The organism is Deltaproteobacteria bacterium HGW-Deltaproteobacteria-18 (assembly GCA_002841885.1).
Taxonomy (GTDB): Bacteria; Desulfobacterota; Desulfovibrionia; order Desulfovibrionales; family Desulfomicrobiaceae; genus Desulfomicrobium.
Genome location: PHBE01000005.1, coordinates 72,685 through 92,065 on the forward strand (window position 1 = coordinate 72,685; position 19,381 = coordinate 92,065).

18 protein-coding genes are annotated in these 19,381 nt (G+C 61.0%); 14 read left to right on the top strand and 4 right to left on the bottom strand.

What is annotated here, in order from left to right:
• Positions 1-118: 118 nt before the first annotated feature.
• Positions 119-1,426 carry a methylenetetrahydrofolate--tRNA-(uracil(54)-C(5))-methyltransferase (FADH(2)-oxidizing) TrmFO gene (locus tag CVU60_05865; GenBank protein PKN42514.1) on the top strand — a complete coding sequence of 436 codons (1,308 nt, stop codon included), beginning with the start codon at positions 119-121 and terminating at the stop codon, positions 1,424-1,426.
• Positions 1,427-1,571: 145 nt separating this feature from the next.
• Here CVU60_05865 and CVU60_05870 read toward each other — a convergent pair whose 3' ends face one another.
• Complete coding sequence (locus tag CVU60_05870; GenBank protein PKN42515.1) at positions 1,572-3,701, bottom strand: glycoside hydrolase; 2,130 nt, start codon at positions 3,699-3,701, stop codon at positions 1,572-1,574.
• Positions 3,702-3,796: 95 nt separating this feature from the next.
• On the opposite strand from CVU60_05870, the gene CVU60_05875 reads away from it, so the two are divergent.
• Positions 3,797-4,426: a hypothetical protein gene (locus CVU60_05875; GenBank protein ID PKN42516.1), complete on the top strand. Its 630-nt coding sequence runs from the start codon at positions 3,797-3,799 to the stop codon at positions 4,424-4,426.
• A complete protein-coding gene (locus CVU60_05880) occupies positions 4,426-4,947 on the top strand; it encodes a hypothetical protein (protein PKN42517.1) in 522 nt (173 codons plus the stop codon). Before CVU60_05875 ends, CVU60_05880 begins: the two co-directional genes overlap by 1 nt.
• 117 nt (positions 4,948-5,064) lie before the next feature.
• Here CVU60_05880 and CVU60_05885 read toward each other — a convergent pair whose 3' ends face one another.
• Positions 5,065-5,559 carry a hypothetical protein gene (locus CVU60_05885; GenBank protein ID PKN42518.1) on the bottom strand — a complete coding sequence of 165 codons (495 nt, stop codon included), beginning with the start codon at positions 5,557-5,559 and terminating at the stop codon, positions 5,065-5,067.
• A 342-nt stretch (positions 5,560-5,901) separates the two neighbouring features.
• Here CVU60_05885 and CVU60_05890 point away from each other — a divergent pair, with 342 nt between their 5' ends.
• Genes CVU60_05890 through CVU60_05930 form a run of 9 tightly spaced genes read left to right on the top strand, consistent with a single transcriptional unit; the run spans position 5,902 to position 13,247 of the window.
• Positions 5,902-6,957 (top strand): BMP family ABC transporter substrate-binding protein, encoded by a 1,056-nt coding sequence (locus CVU60_05890; protein PKN42590.1) that lies wholly within the window; start codon positions 5,902-5,904, stop codon positions 6,955-6,957.
• Between the two features lie 9 nt (positions 6,958-6,966).
• On the top strand, positions 6,967-8,031 hold the full coding sequence (locus CVU60_05895) for an ABC transporter permease (GenBank protein ID PKN42519.1): 1,065 nt from the start codon (positions 6,967-6,969) through the stop codon (positions 8,029-8,031).
• Positions 8,028-8,948, top strand: a complete 921-nt coding sequence (locus CVU60_05900) for an ABC transporter permease (GenBank protein PKN42520.1) — start codon at positions 8,028-8,030, stop codon at positions 8,946-8,948. Before CVU60_05895 ends, CVU60_05900 begins: the two co-directional genes overlap by 4 nt.
• Positions 8,949-8,957: 9 nt before the next feature.
• Complete coding sequence (locus CVU60_05905) at positions 8,958-9,443, top strand: xanthine phosphoribosyltransferase (GenBank protein ID PKN42521.1); 486 nt, start codon at positions 8,958-8,960, stop codon at positions 9,441-9,443.
• A 3-nt stretch (positions 9,444-9,446) separates the two neighbouring features.
• A complete protein-coding gene (locus CVU60_05910) occupies positions 9,447-10,949 on the top strand; it encodes an ABC transporter ATP-binding protein (protein ID PKN42522.1) in 1,503 nt (500 codons plus the stop codon).
• Complete coding sequence (locus tag CVU60_05915; GenBank protein ID PKN42523.1) at positions 10,942-11,604, top strand: methyltransferase; 663 nt, start codon at positions 10,942-10,944, stop codon at positions 11,602-11,604. Before CVU60_05910 ends, CVU60_05915 begins: the two co-directional genes overlap by 8 nt.
• Before the next feature lie 9 nt (positions 11,605-11,613).
• Positions 11,614-12,033, top strand: a complete 420-nt coding sequence (locus CVU60_05920; protein PKN42524.1) for a nickel-responsive transcriptional regulator NikR — start codon at positions 11,614-11,616, stop codon at positions 12,031-12,033.
• A complete protein-coding gene (locus CVU60_05925) occupies positions 12,033-12,836 on the top strand; it encodes a GTP cyclohydrolase I FolE2 (protein ID PKN42525.1) in 804 nt (267 codons plus the stop codon). The genes CVU60_05920 and CVU60_05925 overlap by 1 nt, the downstream gene beginning before the upstream one ends.
• A 39-nt stretch (positions 12,837-12,875) precedes the next feature.
• Positions 12,876-13,247 carry a hypothetical protein gene (locus CVU60_05930; GenBank protein ID PKN42526.1) on the top strand — a complete coding sequence of 124 codons (372 nt, stop codon included), beginning with the start codon at positions 12,876-12,878 and terminating at the stop codon, positions 13,245-13,247.
• Positions 13,248-13,421: 174 nt separating this feature from the next.
• On the opposite strand, the gene CVU60_05935 is transcribed toward CVU60_05930, so the two are convergent.
• The gene (locus CVU60_05935; GenBank protein PKN42527.1) at positions 13,422-14,297 is read right to left on the bottom strand and encodes an Hsp33 family molecular chaperone HslO; all 876 of its coding nucleotides are present in this window, start codon (positions 14,295-14,297) and stop codon (positions 13,422-13,424) included.
• Positions 14,298-14,303: 6 nt separating this feature from the next.
• Entirely contained in the window at positions 14,304-15,026 is a 723-nt protein-coding gene (sfsA, locus tag CVU60_05940; GenBank protein ID PKN42528.1) for a DNA/RNA nuclease SfsA, read from the bottom strand.
• A gap of 85 nt (positions 15,027-15,111) precedes the next feature.
• Between sfsA and CVU60_05945 the strand changes: the two genes are divergently transcribed.
• Both CVU60_05945 and CVU60_05950 read left to right on the top strand, forming a co-directional pair.
• Positions 15,112-16,119, top strand: a complete 1,008-nt coding sequence (locus CVU60_05945; GenBank protein ID PKN42529.1) for a sigma-54-dependent Fis family transcriptional regulator — start codon at positions 15,112-15,114, stop codon at positions 16,117-16,119.
• Positions 16,120-16,150: 31 nt separating this feature from the next.
• The gene (locus CVU60_05950; GenBank protein ID PKN42530.1) at positions 16,151-19,375 is read left to right on the top strand and encodes a hypothetical protein; all 3,225 of its coding nucleotides are present in this window, start codon (positions 16,151-16,153) and stop codon (positions 19,373-19,375) included.
• Positions 19,376-19,381 lie beyond the last annotated feature (6 nt).

Sequence of the window (19,381 nt, forward strand, 5' to 3'; positions counted from 1 at the left end):
TCTTTCATCCCAGATGCCCGATCCGCCCCAAAGCGGGTCGGGCATCACTCATAATGATTGACCACGGGGCGACCATGGGCCACAAGTCCGCCTTTCACCACCATCAAGGGAACAAGAGATGAGCAATACCTACGCAATCATCGGAGCCGGGCTGGCCGGATGCGAAGCCGCCTGGCAACTGGCCGAGGCCGGAGGCAACGTCGTCCTCTATGAGATGAAGCCCAACCGCTTCTCCCCCGCGCATCAGAGCGAGGGTTTGGCCGAACTGGTCTGCTCCAACTCCTTTCGCTCGGCGGAGCCTGAAACCGGCATCGGCCTTTTGAAACTCGAAATGGCCGAGCTTGGCAGTCTGGTCATGGATGTTGCCAAAGGGGTTGAAGTGCCTGCCGGAAAAGCGTTGGCCGTGGACCGGGACCTCTTCTCCCGCGAAATGACCAGGCGCATCGCGGCGCACCCGCGCATCACCCTGGTGCGCCGCGAAATCACAAGCCTGGCGGAACTCGACGCCGAGGGGTACGCAGCCCTGATCGTCACCGCCGGCCCCCTGGCCAGCGACGCCCTGTCCTCGGACCTGGCACGCATCGTCGGCCAGGATTCACTGGCCTTTTACGACGCCATCGCCCCCATCGTGCTCACGGAATCCGTGGACATGAACGTGGCCTTCTGGGCCTCGCGCTACGCCCCCGAAGACAAGGATTACCTCAATTGCCCCATGAGCGAGGAAGAATATCTGGCCTTCGTGCGCGCCCTGGTGGCCGGAGAAAAGGTTGCTCCAAGGGAGTTCGAGAAGGAGATCCACTTCGAGGGCTGCCTGCCCATCGAAGTCATGGCCGAGCGCGGGGAAATGACCCTGGCTTTTGGCCCGTTAAAACCCGTGGGCCTCATCGATCCGCGCACCGGCAGACAGCCTCATGCCGTGGTGCAGCTGCGCGCCGAAAACCGGGAAAAGACAGCCATGAACATGGTCGGCTTCCAGACCAAACTCAAATACGGCGAGCAGAAACGCATCTTCGCAACGATCCCCGGCCTTGAAAACGCCGAATTCCTGCGCATGGGCAGCATCCATCGCAACACCTACGTGCTGGCCCCGGAAGTCCTGACCCCGACCCTTGAACTGCGGGCCAGACCGGGCACATATCTGGCCGGTCAGATCAGCGGCGTGGAAGGATACCTGGAATCCGCCGCCACGGGTCTGTGGCTGGGGCTTTTCCTGGCAGGCAGGCGGGAGCTTCCCCCGGTGGAGACGGCCATGGGCGCGCTGCTCGGGCACCTGCGCACCCCGGCCAAGCATTTCCAGCCTTCCAACGTCCACTTCGGACTCATGCCTGCCCTGAACCGCAAGGCACCCAAGAAAAAACGCAAGGAACTCTACGCGCAGCGCGCGCGGGAAGCCTGGAAAAGATGGATCGACGGGGACGGAGAATAGGAGAAGAGGCCTCCGGCGGGCAGGGGGCGCGTCCCCTGCACCCCTGGCAGGAGACGGATACCCATGCCGTAGGGGCGAAAAATTTTTCGCCCCTACCCTCTGCAGACCAAAAACCATGCCTTGGTTGCGTGTTGCAATCCCGTTTCTAGGCCTCCGGAACCGACAACCCCAACAGCGTGCAGAGCTCCACGTGCACACCCCGGTTTGACACGGCCATGACCGCGTTCTGTGCCTCCCACCAGTAGATGGACAGCCCCAGGCGGCGTGTGCGGGTGATCAGCTCCACCAGCGCGTGGGCCTGGTCTGGCAGGGACAGGGACATCTCGGTGCCGCGCTCCTCGACCAGACGCTCCAACAGTTTGCGGATGCCCGCATTGGCCGCGAACCAGGCGGTCAGAGAAGCCTGCATGTCCCGGGGCAGCTCCTGTCCTTCGAAAAACCAGTTCCAGACAAGGCCCGGAATCTGCAAAGCCAAAAGCTCCTGGGGCGCGCTTTGCCCCTCGGTAAAGCCGGACAGGAGCGGTGCCATTTCACGGGCGAGCAGGCAGGACCGCCGCAACAGCTCCCGTTCGTGTTCCCGGGCCAGGCGAAAACCCACCTCGGCCTTGTAGCGGGAATGCGACGGGAATTCTTCCGGCCCTGACACCGCGACCGTTTCCGTTTCCAGGGTCCAGGTCCAGAAACAACGCAACTTTTCTCCCTCGGCACCGGGTTCGAGCACAAGCCGAACACCCGGCCAGGCCATCTCGGGCCGATCCTTTGACATCGGAAAACGCCGCGGATACGCGGCCAGCTCTTTTGGGGACGGCCGCCTGGATGTGACCAGCTGCTCCCAAATGACCGCCCCGTCCCAGTCGTCGCGCATATTCGACTGGGCTTCGGCCAGCACGCGCACGAAACCGGCCTCCACATCCGGCCCTCCAGTGGCCGCGAGCAGATCCAGGGCGCGCCTGGCAGAGGTCAGGCCATTGAGCGGCTCGATCCGGGCAATGTCATCAAAAAACCAGGCACAACTGGAAAACGCGGCCAGGGCCAGCCGCTGCATCAGCAGCAACCGGCAGGCGTCGGTGCGCTGCGTCGGTTCAAGGCCGGGCAGACTGTGCCTCTCCAGATACGATTCCAGACTTTCGCTCCCGGCCAGAACCAGCCCATACTCCTGCAGGGCCTGGTCGCTGTCGCGAAAAAAAGTACCCCCCCGTTTGGAAAAATGCTCGTCTACGTAGTATTTCATATAATTGAGACAGCGCCGCAATGGCCTGCGCCAATCCTGCACCCAGTCGGGATGGCCGCCGTCGGAGCATCCGCAGTGGGTTTTCCAGCGCTCGACTCCGTGTACGCAACTCCAGGAGGAATTCTCATGGATTTGCACCTCTTCCGTGGCCGGATGGGCCGCAAGATAGGCACCGTAATTGGTCAGCTCGACCCCGTCGCGCCCCTCCCGGGCCTGCTGGACGACATAGGCCAAGGCCATTTCGCCGAACATGAAGTGGTGTCCATAGGACTCTCCGTCCGTGGCGATGTTGCCGAGCCCCCGTGAAAAAGACCCGGAAAGCCTGACCCAGAAATTCTCTCCGCTGCCGAGCAGACGCTCGAAGGCCACGGCCCGGGAGACGGCCCCTTCGTAAAAAAACACGCTTATTGACTTGCCTTGAGGGAGCCTGACCAGATAGGGCCGCGTGGTGTCGAGGCTGTCTTCGGTCACGGGATGTAATTCCCCGTCTGTCCCGCGAATGGCCTGCGCCTGACGGGGCGCCAGGATGGTGAAGCGGATGCCGGCCTTGGCCAGAGCCTCAAGCGTCGGCAGATCCACGGCGGTTTCGGCCAGCCACATGCCTTCGGGCTCCCGGCCGAAGCGAGTCCGGAAATCCTGGACGGCCCAGGCTATCTCCAGGTCCTTGTCCAATTCCGTCGCCAAGGGCATGATGGAGTGATGGTACACTTGAGCCAGGGCATTGCCGTGCCCCAGGCGCTCAAGACTCTGCCTGTCCCCCTCCAGAATGCGCGCATAGGTCTCTGGAGCATGCAGCTCCATCCAACGCAGCAGGGTGGGACCGAAATTGAAGCTCATCCACGCATAGCAATTGACAAGCTCGCTGATCATGCCCGAACCGTCGAGCCGCCGCGCCCAGGCCAGGGGAGCATAGCATTCCCGGGTAATACGCGCGTTCCAGTCGTGTTCCGGAGCGGCGCTGCCTTCCGGCAGCACGTCTTCGAGCCAGGGGTCGAAGCGGGGCGGCTGGTAAAAATGGCCGTGTATGCAGAGTGCTTTGGACATGGGAACTCCGTGAAATTCGAGTGATGAATATAGACCTTTAAACAAAACCAAGATGCCGTCAAAGCACAAAGACGACGACGGCGAGGGAGGATGCCTTGGGATTCATGTCAGCAAGCGTGGGAATCACGCGCTACCGCATTGTGGAGGATGATATCCCTTCGACCCTGTGGCACGAAGTGGACGAGCGACTCAAACGCAACGCCTTTCGCGACATCGACGCCAGCGCCGAGGAGCGCAGCTTCGGCTGGGTCTCCTTCGACAACATGCTCGATCCGGACTTTGCGCTGTGCCCACCTGAAAAAGGCCCGTACCTGACCTTCACCCTGCGCCTGGACACGCGCCGCGTGCCTCCTGCGGTCATGAAGAAGCACTTCGCCGTGGCCGTGAACGAGGCCATGCGGGCCATGCGTGATCAGGGCAAAAAGTTTTTGACCAAAGAGCAGAAAACCGAGATCCGCGAGCAGGTCGAACTGCGCCTGCGCGCCCGCACCCTGCCTATCCCGGCCTGCTTCGACGTGGTCTGGGACACGAACCGGCAAACGGTCTGGATCGCATCCACCCAGTCCAAGCTGACCGAACTTTTCGAAGAGCTGTTCACCCACACCTTCGGCCTGAACCTGGAACCCATGACCCCGTATTTCCAGGCCTTGCAGATCCTCGGTGCCGAACGCCAGACCGAACTCGATGATTTTGAACCCACCGTTTTCGCCCAGGGAGGTGCATGATGGATCTGGAACGCGCGGAAACAGTGAGCCTCCTCCTGGGGCAGGAATTTCTGACCTGGCTGTGGTTTGCCAGCGAAACCAGCAACGGGCTTTTCCGGACCAGGGAAGGCGAGGCCTTCTCTGTGACGGTGGAACAGAAGGTCTCGGTCCAGGGCGGCGAGGGAGAGGCGAAGGAGACAGCCGTGTGCAGCGGGCCCATGGCCGAACTGCGCGAAGCGCGCATGGGGCTTCGCAACGGCAAGAAGGTCAACAAGGCCAAGGTCCGTGTCGAGAGGGACGAGGTCTGCTGGCAGGTGCTCCTGGACGCGGCCAACTTCACCCTGCAGGGCCTCAAAACCCCCAAGGTGGAGATGAAGCTGGAGGAAGGCGAAGACCCGGACGGGCGCATCCTCGAAAAGATCTATCTGCTCGAAAAATGCATGGATTACCTGGATCTGGTCTACGCACGCTTCCTCGACCTGCGTTTCAGCCCCCGATGGAAAGAGGAGACGGAACACCTGCGCAGATGGCTGGAAGTGTAACCCCTCCATCCACAGGAGCTGTCCAGTCCATAACGTAGATTTCGTCCACCCGGAAACAAAACCGCCCCGGAACACCTGCGTGTCCCGGGGCGCAAATTCCAATCATGTCCGAAAAGCTCAGTACAGATAACTCTGCAGGGCCTGATAGCTGTCCAGATCGGTGTCGTCGAAGCTGGCGCCGACCTGATAGCAGTCCGATGTCTGGAAAACCCGCTTGCCCTGGCACTGGATGGTGATCGGCCGCTCCTCCTGCGGGAGGGCGAAGACGACATCGAAAGAGTCCAGTTCCTGATCGGCCAGATTGCACCCGTCGCCATTCTTGGGGACAACAAGATTGATCCCCCCCAGGGACAGGTTGGTTATCTTGCTGGCATGGAAATATTTTTGCGCACCGTTTTGACCGCTGATGATGGCCGGGATGGCCTTGTGCTGGCGTGGAAACCTGCGCCGATCCTCCAGCAGGATGTCCTGTCCCGCCTGGGACTGGAGAAAATCCTGCAAAACGGCATCAATAAATCCCGAAAGAGTGACCTTGTTTTTCTTTGCAAATTTTTTCAGTGATTTGCTGAATTCTTCCGTGGTTCGAAAGCTTATCATCGTGTCTTTGGACATGTTTACTCCCTTCTCTAAGCTATCCTGCGGGGCGAATGTAAGACAGTATGACAGAACCGTGCCGGAGACATTGATACACTTTTATTTCAGCATGTTAATACATGAGCACAAAAAAACAAGACCCACGGCGCCCTGAATTATTGTCTGTTTTTTTCGGACTTTTTGGCCATTTGTCAATAAGTGTCTGACATTTGTCCGATTTACATGGATGGCGACATGGCGTCCTGCCTGTTGCCAGCTTAGAGGGTATTGGCTATGTGCCATGTGCTTGGAACTCTCCCCGCGAATGGGCATCGTGCCCCGGGACCACCCCTTGCAGCAACACATTACGGAGGACGGATGATGCGAAAATGTTTGCCCTTGTTCCTGCTGGCCTTTTTGGCCCTGGGATCAACCTGCTTCGCCGAAGACATGAAAGTTGGATTTGTCTATGTGTCCCCGGTTGGTGACGCCGGATATTCCTATGCCCACGACCAGGGGCGCCTGGCTGTCGAGGCTATGGATGGCGTGACCACATCGTTTGTCGAATCCGTTGCCGAAGGCCAGGATTCCGAACGCGTCATCATGAACATGGCCCGCAAGGGATACGACGTCATCTTCGCCACCAGCTACGGTTACATGGATCCCATGCTCAAGGTGGCCAAGGATTTTCCCAAGGTCAAGTTCCTGCACTGCTCCGGCTACAAGAACGCTGAAAACATGGCCAACTATTTCGGCCGCATCTACCAGGCCCGCTATCTGACCGGCATGGTCGCGGGCGCCATGACCAAGTCCAACGTTCTGGGCTACGTGGCGGCCTTCCCCATCCCCGAAGTCATCCGCGGCATCAACGCCTTCACCCTCGGCGCCCAGGCCGTCAATCCCGATGTGCAGGTCCGCGTGGTCTGGACCAAGACCTGGTACGACCCGGCCACGGAGAAAGAGGCCGGCAAGTCCCTGCTCGACGTCGGCTGCGACGTCATCGCCCAGCATCAGGATTCTCCCGGCCCGCAGGAAGCGGCCCAGGAACGCGGCGCATACTCCGTGGGCTACAACACCGACATGGCGGCCTTTGCGCCCAAGTCGCACCTGACCGCGGCCATCTGGAACTGGGGTCCTTTCTACACGGAAATGGTCCAGCAGATCAAAGACGGCACCTGGAAGAGCGACTTCTACTGGTACGGACTTGACAAGGGCATCGTCGACATCGCGCCCTTCGGCGAAATGGTCCCAGCCGATGTGCAAAAGACCGTCCTCGACAAGAAGGCGGAGATCGCTTCCGGCGCCTACCAGGTCTTCACCGGTCCCATCAAGGATCAGGCTGGCGTCGAAAAAGTCGCTGCCGGTGCGGTCATGGCCGATGGCGACCTGCTTGGATTCAACTGGTTCGTGCAGGGCGTTGTCGGCACCCTGGAATAAGGTCCTTCGATGCTTCAACTTAGCGCCGTTCGACGACAGGAGCCCCTCGGGTGGGGCTCCTGTCTTGTTTTTCTGGCTGCCCTGGCCCTGGCCTTTTTTGTCAGCGGAATGCTCCTGGCCATGCAGGGCAAGCCGCCCGCAAGCGCCCTGTGGCTGCTGGTGCACAGCGCCTTCGGCTCCGGCTTCGCCCTTGAGGACTGCCTGATCAAGGCCATTCCCATTTTTCTGTGTTCGCTCGGCGTGGGTCTGACTTTTCGTTTGCAGATCTGGAACATTGGCGCGGAAGGCCAATTCGCCCTGGGAGCCGTGGGCGCAACATGGGCCGCCCTGACCTTTCCCGGCTGGCCTTGGTACGCCCTGCTGCCGACCATGCTGATCTGCGCAACGGTGACCGGAAGCCTGTGGGGAATCATTCCGGCAGTGCTGCGTCTCAAGCTCAGGACCAACGAGATCATCGTCACGTTGATGCTCAATTATGTCGGCATCCTGATTCTCGAATATCTGGTTTACGGCGTATGGAAAGATCCAGGCAGCTTCGGCTTTCCCATGACCAGCGAATTCGTGCCCGCCGCCGTGGTCGCGCGCATCGGCGACACCCGCCTGAACTGGGGCCTTTTGCTCTGCCTGGCCATCGGAGTGCTGATGACGGTTTTTCTGCGTTCCACCCGTCTGGGTTACGAGCTTCGGGCCTGCGGCGAAAATGTCCGCGCGGCCCGCTATGCCCGCATGCCCTACTCCCTGCTGGTGATCCTGGTCATGGGTGTCAGCGGAGCCCTAGCCGGATGGGCCGGTTTTCTGGAGGCCTCCGCCACGCTCGGACGGCTGCAGCCGAGCATCATGTCCGGTTACGGATACACGGCCATTGTCGTGGCCTGGCTTGCCAATCTCAATCCCCTGATCATCGCCGTGTCCTCCTTTCTGCTGGCCGGCCTGCGCGTGGGCATGGAGAGCCTGCAGCTCGACCTGCAGATCCCGGCAGCCTTCGGAGCCATCATGGAAGGTTTCATCCTCCTGGCGGTACTGGCCGGGGGATTCTTCTCACGCTACCGGCTGCACCTGCGGAGGATCGGATGACCCCTGAAATTCTGCTCGCCCTGCTGGCGGCCACTGTCCAGGCCGGAACCCCGATCCTTTACGCCACGCTGGGTGAAATCCTGACCGAGAAGGGGGGGATCCTGAACCTCGGTGTGGAAGGAATGATGCTTGTCGGGGCCCTGATTGGCTTCCTCACAGCCCTGCACACGGGCTCGCCCGTGCTGGCCTTTATGGCCGGAGGGCTGGCAGGCGCCTGCATGGCCGCGCTACACGGCGTCGTCTGCATCTGGTTTCTGGGCAACCAGGTCGTCTCGGGGCTGGCTCTGACCATCTTCGGCACTGGGCTGGCCGGATTTTTCGGGACACCCTACATCGGCCGCACCGCCCCCGGCTTCGACAAGTTCTCCCTGCCCGTTCTTGGCGATCTGCCCGCCATCGGAACGATCTTTTTCCAGCAGGACGCCCTGGTCTACGTCTCCTACCTCATCCCGCCGCTGCTATGGGCCTTCTTCCGCTTCACCCGGTGGGGAATGGCCATACGCGCCGCCGGGGAAAGCCCCGCCGCGACACGAGCCGCAGGCCTGAACGTGCTGGCCTATCGCTGGGCGGCGCTGCTCGGAGGCGGGATGCTGGTCGGCTTCGGCGGGAGTTACCTGAGCCTCGCGTACACCCACCTGTGGACCAACGGGCTGACTTCCGGCCGAGGCTGGATCGCCGTCGCCCTGGTCATCTTCGCCTTCTGGCGCCCGAGCCGCGCCATGATCGGCGCCTACCTTTTCGGCGGAGTCATGGCTTTCCAGCTCCGTCTGCAGGCCATGGGCACGGCTCTGCCCTCGTCCATCCTGCTCATGCTGCCCTATGTGTTGACCATCGCAGCCCTGGCCTTCTCGTCATGGCGCAGCGATCGCACCCAAGCCCCGGCCGCTCTGGGCGTGAACATGGAACCTTCTGAATAGGATACCTTTATGACCGAAAACAGATATCAGCGCACGTACCCCATTTCCTGGGACCAGCTGCACCGTGACGCCAAGGCCCTTTCCTGGCGACTCCTGGACAAGGATTTCTTCAACGGCATCATCGCCGTGACCCGCGGAGGCCTCGTGCCCGCCGCGATCATCGCTCGCGAACTGGACATCCGCCTCGTGGATACGATCTGCGTATCCAGCTACGACTGGAAAAACCAGAAAGGCGAGGTCAAGCTCCTCAAAGGCATCGAAGGCAACGGCGAAGGCTGGCTCATCATCGACGATCTGGTCGACACCGGCCGCACGGCCAAGCTCATCCGCGAACTGCTGCCCAAGGCCCATTTCGCCTCCGTCTACGCCAAGCCCGCAGGACGCCCGCTGGTGGACACCTTCGTCACCGAGGTCAGCCAGGACACCTGGATCCTCTTTCCGTGGGACACGGAATCGCAGTTCGTGCAGCCCATCGCCGGGATGCGGCAGGGCTGAGGCGTGTCAGCTTCCACGGCCGCGGTCAGTCTGCGCGGCATCACCAAGGTCTTCGGCGCGGTGCGGGCCAACAACGACATCAGCCTGGACATCCACGCGGGCCGCATAAAAGCGCTGCTTGGCGAAAACGGGGCGGGCAAGAGCACGCTTATGTCCATTCTGGCCGGACATTACCTGCCCGACAACGGTCAGATCCTGATCGACGGCCACGAGAGCGCGCTGCGATCGACCAAGGACGCCATCAGGGCCGGGATCGGCATGGTCTACCAACATTTCATGTTGGTGGAGGCCATGACCGTGGCCGAGAACGTTTTTCTGGGCCAGGAGCCGGGTTTTTTCCTCTCTCCCAGAGAAATGCGCGAGCAGGTCCGGGCGCTGGCGAAAAGCTTCGGCCTGGATATCGACCCGGCCGCCCGCGTGGCGGACCTGTCCATGGGAGAGAAGCAGCGGGTTGAAATCCTGAAACTCCTGCAACGTCAAAGCCGCATCCTCATCTTCGACGAACCAACGGCGGTGCTCACGCCCCAGGAGGCGCAGCAGCTCTTCACGGCCCTGCGCAGCATGGCGGCCCAGGGCAAGGCCATCGTCTACATCTCCCACAAGCTGGGCGAGGTCATGGCCCTGGCCGACGAGATCGCCATCCTGCGCAGGGGAGAAGTGGTTGACGAGCTTTTGGCCGACGACGTGCATTCCCAGTCCGACCTGGCCCGACGCATGGTCGGCCGGGAAGTGCTGCTGGAAGTGCACCGCGAGCCCATGGAGCTGCGGCAGAACGTGCTGCGCATGCAGGATGTCAGCACCGAGAGCTTGAAGGATGTTTCCTTAAGCCTCAGGCAGGGAGAGATCCTGGCCGTGGTTGGCGTGGCCGGCAACGGCCAGAAGGATCTGGTCGAAGTCGTGTGCGGTTTGAAGGAGCCCCGTAAAGGCGAGGTCAACGTGCTCGGCAAGAGCTGGCAGAGCTTTTTCTCCGAACCGGCCTGGCAAGGCGGCCTGAGCTACATCCCCGAGGACCGCATGGGCCTGGCTGTATGCAGAGGCATGGATCTGGTCGACAATTTTCTGCTGACCACACGCCAGGGCTACTCTTCTTCCGTCTGGTTGCAGCGCGACAAGGCAAAGGCGGTGGCCCAGGAACTGGTCCGTCAATTCAAGGTCTCCCCCCCCGATGTGCATTGCCAGGCCAGACAGCTTTCGGGCGGCAATCTGCAGAAGATGGTCCTGGCGCGGGAATTTCACCGCAGGCCGCGTCTCATCGTGGCGGAACAGCCCACCCAGGGCCTTGACGTTTCGGCCATCGAAGAAGTCTGGGGCACCCTGCTCGCGGCCCGCGAAGAGGCCGGAATACTGCTCGTCACGGGGGACCTCTCCGAGGCCCTGGCTCTGGCTGATCGCGTCGCGGTCATGTATGGAGGGGCCATCGTGGACACGTTTCCTGCGGACGACGGGCATCGCGTTGACCGCATCGGACAGATGATGGCAGGCATGAAACCCGACGCCGATGACTGAAGCCATCGAGCCCCTTGGACAGCTCAAGGTGACCGCCGCAGGCAGGTCCTGGACCCTGGAACGCCCGGCGGACCTTGAGTCCCTCTGGCAATCCATGGCCGAGGACGACCCGGAAGCCGAAGAGCACATCCCGTACTGGGTGGAACTCTGGCCCGCGACCCTGGCCCTTTGCGGCTGGCTGGTCCGGCAGGAACTGACAGGGCACAGATGCCTGGATCTGGGCTGCGGCCTGGGCCTGTCCGCCCTTGTGGCTTCAAGCCTTGGGGCGCAGGTTGTCGGGATGGACTTTGAGCGCGACGCCTTGCACTTTGCATCCCGAAACGCCCGCATCAACTCCGTGCCTTCGCCACTCTGGGTGTGCATGGACTGGAACAGACCGGGCTTTGCGCCGGCATGCTTCGACCGCATCTGGGGCGGCGACATTTTCTACGAGCAGCGGTTTTTCGAACCACTGGAGAATCTTTTACTGCGCAGCCTGGCTCCGGGCGGCAAGGTCTGGTTCGGAGATCCCGAGCGGACCGTGTCGAGCACGGTGTGGTCCAGGTTTTCCCGCCGGGGCTGGCGGGTCAGGAACCAGGGCCAGGAAGTGGTCCCCTTTGAGCAGGCTCGCATGACGGTCAACGTGTGGGAACTTTCCCGACCATTAGTGATGTAAGGAGAAAAAATGGGTCAGACTATTCGTTTTGGAGTGTCCCTGGACTCCGATCTGCTGGAAAAATTCGACTCGCTGTGCGAAGAGCGCTGCTATCAGACGCGCTCCGAGGCCATCCGCGACCTTATCCGCGGCACCCTGGTGCAGAAGGAATGGGAGGACCTGAACAAGGAGATGGTCGGCACCCTGACCCTGGTCTATGACCACCATCATTCGGACCTCGCGCAGAAGATGACCGAAATCCAGCATTCATCCCTTGATGTCATCGTCACGTCCCTGCACATCCATCTCGACCACCACAACTGCATGGAAGTTCTCATCCTGAGAGGACCAGGCCAGGACATAAAGGCTACCGCCGAACGGCTCATCTCCACCAAGGGCGTGAAGCACGGCAAACTCAATCTGGCCACCACCGGACAGGACCTGACCTGATGCGCGACGTACAGAGCGGCCCGGCGGAAGTGGCCCTGCGCATCGACCGCGTGGGAGTCAAGAACCTGTCCATTCCCCTGACGGTGCGCGACCGGGCCAAGGGACGGCTGCACACCGTGGCGCGGGTGGACCTCAGCGTGGATCTGCCTGCCGAGTTCAAGGGCACGCACATGAGCAGGTTCCTAGAAGCCCTGCGCGACATGGACAAAACCCTGGACGCGGACAGCTGCAAAAACCTGCTGCTGGATCTGCGTGACCGCCTGCAGGCCAAAAGCTCGCACCTGTGCTTTCTTTTCACCTATTTTCTGGAACAGCGCGCCCCGGTTACTGGCAGCCCTGCGCTCATGGACTATTCCTGCTTTCTGCGCGGGGTGCTGCGCGATGGCGAGGTCAGCCTGATGCTGGGCGTGGAAGTGCCGGTCATGACCGTATGCCCCTGCTCCAAGGCGATATCCCGCGAAGGGGCCCACAGCCAGCGGGCCATGGTCCGTATCGAGGCGCAATGCATGGGCATGCTCTGGCTTGAAGATCTCATCGCCATTGCGCAGGAATCCGGCTCTTCGCCGGTTTACGCGCTCTTGAAACGCGAGGACGAGAAGTATGTGACCGAAGCGGCCTTCGCCGCCCCGACCTTCGTCGAGGATGTGGTGCGGGGGGCGGCCTCGCGCCTCGCCGCCCACCCCAAGGTGAAGGGTTTCAAGGTCGAGGTGGAATCCTTTGAATCCATCCACAACCACAGCGCCTATGCCTGCATCGACCAGATGGACGAGGAAACCGACGCTGGCCACGCAGGTCTTGACTGAAGCCCTGCCCGCGTTAGATGATATGATTGGAGGTGCGTCATGATGGAAAATGTTCAGGCCATGCAGGCCATCAGTTTTTCCCAGCAGGTCGCGGCCGACAACGTGGCCAACATGAACACGAACGGCTTTCGTTCCAGCCGGGTGGAGCTTGAAACCGGCCCGAATGATCAGGGAGTGCGGGTTCAGGATGTCTATGAGAATACTGCCGCCGGGCCGCTGGTGCCTGGCGGGGAGTACGTAGAGACCGATGAGGGCCTGCGCTACGAAGAGATGCTGGTCGAAGGATCGAACACCGATCTGGCCACGGAAATGGTGCAGATGATCGAAAACGAGCACGCTTTCGCCGCCAACGCGGCCGCACTGCATACCCAACTGGACATGACCGGCGTGATCATCAACATGATGGTCTGATTATTTTTGGAACTCACGAGACAGCAAGGCCGCTTTCCGACTGGTAAGCGGCCTTTTTCACGTCCATTGATCGCCACCATCCCCAAGGCGGAATAAAATCCCGTCACCATGAAATCAGCCCCCCTAAACGGGGTACAGGTGACACCCCCCCGGCCCTCCGGAGACATTTTGCTTCTAATGCCTCTCGTCGGCCAGCCGGAACAGGTCATCCGGGGTGAACACGTACGGCTCACGGCAGAATTCGCAGGTGATGGTCGTGCCTTCGGCGCGCTCGGCCAGTTCGCGGATTTCTTCCACGCCAAGGGTGATAAGCGCCTGTTCGATGCGGTCGCGGGAACAGCCGCAATGGAAGGCCACATCCTGGTGACCGAGAATCTCGAAGGGAATGTCCCCGAAAATCCTGTCCAGCACCTCTTTTGGGGTCGCTCCTTCCAGAAGCATCTTGGCCAGGGGAGGCAGGTCCTTTATCCGCCGCATCAGGGCATCAAGAGCCTCCTCGTTGGCCGGAGGCAGGGACTGGATCAGAAATCCGCCGGCCACGGCGATTCCGCCATGCTCATCGGGAATGGTGGTCAGGCCCATGGCCGAAGGCGTCTGTTCCGAATCCGTCAGATAATAGGCGATATCCTCGGCGATTTCGCTCGACACCAGATTGACGACGCCTTGGTAGGGAGCCTTGAGCTGCAGGTCCCTGGTCACGGTCAAAAGGCCTGCCCGTCCCAGGGCTCCGGGGATGTCGAAGCGCCCGTCCTTGAGCGGCAGGTCCACCGCAGGGTTGCCCACGTAGCCATGCACGAGGCACATGGGATCGGCTTCGACCACGATCTTGCCCAGCGGACCGTTGCCCTCGAATTTGAGGGCTACGCGCTGCCGCCCCTTGAGGAGCGCGCCCAGGAGCACGGCCCCAGTCATGGCGCGGCCCAGGGCCACGGAAGCGGTCGGAAGGGTGGCGTGCCGGGCGCAGGCCTCGCTCACAGTGGCGGTAGTCAGACAGGCCATGGCGCGCACATTGGCTTCATCGGAAATTACTCTAACAAGCTGGTCTTTCATACGTGATTATCCGGATACGGTTTGATTTCTTGGAACAAGGGGCAGCCGTGGCCCCAGGGCAATGCCTTCGGGACTTGCATGTACCACATGGGGCCAGAACTCCACGCCCCGGTCCACGGCCATCCAGAAAAGCTCGGCAAAACGGGGGTCGATGAAGTCCGCCGGGCCGAAGCACCTGCCATCCGGACGTTGCACCGCCAGAAAAACACCCACACGCACCCCGCTTTCAGCCAGGCTCATGAGTTCAAGCAGATGCTTCTGGCCGCGCGTGGTCACCGCGTCCGGAAAGCAGGCCACCCGATCCTCGACCATAGTCACGTTCTTGGCCTCGATCCAGAGCTCCCCGCGCGGCCCTGAGAGTCTGGCGTCAAGGCGCGAATCCCCGTGCACGGCTTCAGGCAGGAAGCGGTCATAGCCCGACAGTTCGGGTACGGTCGCCGTCTCCCACATTCTTTTGAGCAGCCGGTTGGGGGTCGAGGTGTTGACCCCGACCCATTCCCCGCAGGGGCGGACCAGCTCCAGGGTGTAGGGCAATTTCCGCTTCGGGGAAGCTGCCGGGGAAAGGAACACTTCCATGCCGGGACGCAGCAAACCGAGCATGGACCCTGAGTTGTTGGTGTGCACGGTCACGGGTCTTCCATCCACGAACACGTGGACCAGAAAACGTTTTTCGCGGGCGACAAATACGGCGCTACGACTCCCGGAGGGAAATTTCAAGAGATGTTGCATTTTTGGAGTTGCTTTTCTGTCATAATCTTGACAGTTAGGCATTGTCAGAACAGAGTTCAAGCCCATTCCCGCTCCAGGAGAGGCCATGTCATTTGATACCTGTGGAATAATTGGAAAGAGTTCCGCCTTGCAAGAGGTATTTCGGATCCTCGCCAAAGTGGCCCCTTCGGACAGCACGGTGCTGGTCACGGGAGAATCCGGAACCGGCAAGGAACTCCTTGTGCGCGCCCTGCACCGCAACAGCGGCCGGGCGGACAAGCCCTTCGTGCCCATCAACTGCGGGGCCATCCCGCGAGAACTGCTGGAATCGGAACTCTTCGGGCATGAAAAGGGCGCCTTCACCCATGCCATCCGGACCAAGATCGGCCGCTTCGAGATGGCCAACGGCGGCACAGTGTTCCTGGATGAAATAGGCGAGATGGATCTGTCCCTGCAGGTCAAGATTCTGCGCGTGCTGCAGGAGCGGGAATTCGAGAGGGTCGGAGGCGGGAAAACCATCAAGGCCGACGTGCGTGTGGTCGCGGCGACCAACCGCGATCTGGAAGAGGAAGTCCGCAAGGGCACCTTCCGCGAAGACCTCTTCTACCGCCTGAACGTCATCCCCATCACCCTGCCCCCCCTGCGCGATCGCGGCGGAGATGTGCTGGTGCTGGCGCACCATTTTCTGAAGCATTTCTGTGCGAATCGCCGCCAATGCATTCTCGAGATGGCCGATGACGCAAGAGAGATCCTGGCCCGCTATTCCTGGCCCGGCAACGTGCGCGAGCTGGAAAATTTCATGGAGCGCATGTCTATCCTGTGTGATTCCGACCACATAGGCATTGTCGACCTGCCCGACAAAATCCTGCGTGAAACGGGCGTCGAGGTGCCAAAACGCCCCCTACCGGTGATCGATACATGCTTTCGCTGGCCCGAACTCCAGGACTTGCGGGACCAGCAGCTCGGCCTGAAGGAATTCCTGGACCAGGTCGAGGAGCGCCTTTTGAGCGAGGCCCTCGGTGAGGTTGACGGGGTCAAGAACAAGGCCGCCGAAGTTTTGGGCATCAAACGGACCACCCTTATCGAGAAGCTGAAAAAAAAGAACATGTTATGATATTGTGCCCAATTCTTGCTTACAGCACCCCGTGCGCATACGCCCCCTTGCCAGCCTGATCTGGCTCCTCGTCCCGGCCATTCTGGGCCTGATACCATTGCACGCCGCCCATGGCGCTGTTCTGACGTGGAACAAGCTTCCAATCGGCGAAGAGCTTGTCTTCAGGTTCGACAAATCCCTGCCCGTGGCCGAACCCAGGCAGCGAGGCCTGACGCAGATTCAAATCCCCATTCCCGGGAGCTTCTGGCAAAATGAACGCACGCCGATAATCCCTGACCTCTCTTCCTCCGAGCTCATAAAAGAGGTCCAGATCAGCCCGGAAGGCGTTTTCATTCAGACGCGCTCGGGCGACTTCATTTTGTCATCTTCCACCGATCCCAAGCGCAAGGAAATTGCCATCGAGCTGTACCCCCCCGCGCCGTATGAGCCCGAAATCAAGCCGGGCCAACCCCAGGTACCGACCGCGCCCACACCGGGCGCCGATGAAAGCGCCACAGCCGTCAACGCCACCCCGGACCTGATCGAGGGGAGTGTTGCTCAAGACGCGGTTCCCCCGACGCAGACAACCATGAATTCATCCGCGGCATCGGGACCGGACATTGCCTCCGGTGACAATCCGCCGGACCTCCCGGCGGAAGGCTCGTCCCTTTCGGGACTGGCCTCCGTACGCAGCAGAATTGTGCGTCCCGGACAGGATCAGAAAACACAGGACCTCGCGCAGGAACCCGCGCAATCGGTGCTTCGCCGCCCCATCGACCGCGCCTCGACGACACCCATACACGACCGGGAATCGCCAGCAGTCCAGACGGGGGACAACGCCGTTGCTCCCGAACAGGTCACTCCCGCGTCCCAGTCTCCCGGCGTAACTGCATCCGGGCGGAATGCAACGCCGCTCTTGACGCAGATCAAGATCACGGGACCTGCCTCCACGGAGGTCAATCAGACTGATATCAAGGCCGAGGACCAGCCCGATGAGAAAGTGACGCCGTCTGAAACAGACCAGGCCACCGCCGTGCCGCCGACTCCTGACGGCCCCACAACGACGCAAAGGCCTGCCAGTGAGAACGCCGACACGGCGCAATCCTCCGCGCAGTCCCCCGGGCCATCAGCCACCATTGAGCCTGAACCCATACTGCCCAAACCCGCATCGGTGGATGCGCCGGCAAGCCAGCCCGCGAGCGCGCCAAATGCCTCCGGCGAATTCAACATGACTGGCGCGACAAGCGAAACAGCCGAACCAGGCGAATCTGCCGAATTCAACGCATCAAATGTATCCAACGCATCCGGAACCGGCCTGGAAGACAACAGCACCGCCGAGCTCGAAGAATTGTACAAAACTGCCCAGAGCGCCTTGCTCACTGGCGACCTCGAAGCGGGGCGAGCGGCGGTGACAAGCATGATCGAGCACCCAAAAATTCCCGAACCGCTGCACGAGGAACTGCTCTATACCCTGGCCGACATCACCATGAAGGAAGGCCTTAATGATCTTGAAGGCAATTTCGCCTCGATCCAGGAAGCCTACGAAGCCGCCAAGAACTCGAACCTGGACTCGCGCAATGTGCCCGAGGCCCTCTCCCGTCTTGGATACCTGCACCTCTTCGTGGGCAACGTGCCCGAAGCAAAAGGCTATTTCGACCTCTTGCGCAGGAAGTACCCGGACGATCGCCGGGTGGCCATGATCGACTATTACTGGGGCGAGCACTATCTGCGGCTCAAGGACTACGGCCGGGCCGCCGAACATTTCCAATACGCGATCCAAAACTTCCCCATGAGCCTGGCCGTACAGCCGAGCACGGTCGGACTGCTCAGGGCGTTCACCGGACTTGGGTATTTCGACAAGGCCCTGGAGATCGTGAACGGCATCGAAAAACGTTGGCCAGGCTATTACCTGAGCGACCCGTCATTCCTGATGTCCGCCGGGTATGCCGCCATGCTCAGCGACAATCCGACCCGGGCCAAGGACTATTTCTGGGCCTACGCCAACCTCGTTCCCGACGCCCCGGACGTGGACGTGGCCATGGCGCGTATCGGGGACATCCTGCTCAAGGAAAACGACCTCGACGCGGCCCGTGAAATATATCACCGCACATCCGAAGCTTACCCGTCGAGGGAGGGCGGCCTCATCTCCAGGATGCGCCTGGCCGAGGAAGGGGTTCTCGACCAGCCGAGCATCGCGGACATGAATCCCGTATTCAGCCGTCCCGAATCCAATCCCGAACAGATCTACAACAGCATCCTGGAGCACCCGGACAGCCCCCTTGCTCCCGTGGCACGGCTCAAGCTGGCCATGTGGCAACTCTGGAACAAGAAGTATGATGCGAGCCTGAAGGAGATTCTGCGTTTTCAGGCCGATTACCCGGAGCACGAACTGCTTCCCAAGGCGCGGGAAGTGGCGGACACGGCTCTCCGGGACTGGCTCACCAACGACCTTGAGCTTGAAGATTTCGAGGGTGTCGCACTGCACTGGGGCGCTCACGAAAACCAGTATCAGGACCGCGACCTGGACCCCCGAATCCGGCTGATCGTGGCCACGGCCTTCATGCAGACCGGGCGCTCGCAGGAAGCACTGGACATGGCCAGGCCGTTCGTTTTCGGCCCCGCTCCCCGGGGAGAATTTTCCGAGCAGGGCTTGGAAGTGACCCTGGCCATGCAGGTGGAACTGCAACAGTGGCAGGACATCCTGGAGCTGTCCAAAGTGGTTGCATCCTGGAATCTTGGGCAGGAGCGGCAGCGGCAGGTGGACTACGCGACGGCCCTGGCCCATGAAAAACTGGAGCAGGCCTCCAGCGCGCAGCCGCTGTGGACCAAGCTGGCCACGGACATGGGGCTGACCGATACGCAACGGGGTTACGCCCACTACTTTCTGGGCCGGGAAGCGCTGGGCGCAGGAAATCTGGAGCAGGCCACCATCCTGGGACAGGAGGCCCTCGCACTGTTTCAAAAAGAAAAGAACGACATTCCCAAGCTCAAGGAAACACTGGAGCTCCTTATCCAGGCCGCCGACAAAGGGGGCCGCGCCCAGGACGCTCTGGCCTGGACCCTGGAATACGACGGCTACATCACCGAAAACGACCCAAGCTGGCCCGCGCACACCTATCGCAAGGCCATGCTTTTCAGGAAGAACTCGGAAAATGACAAATGGCGGGAAAACTTGAACCGCCTCAAAGAGCTCTTCCCAAATTCCCTGCATGGTCGTATGGCTGCCGCTGAACTCGAAGGAATACGTATCGAAAGGGAAGTCCAAAAATTTCGCTAGGAGGCA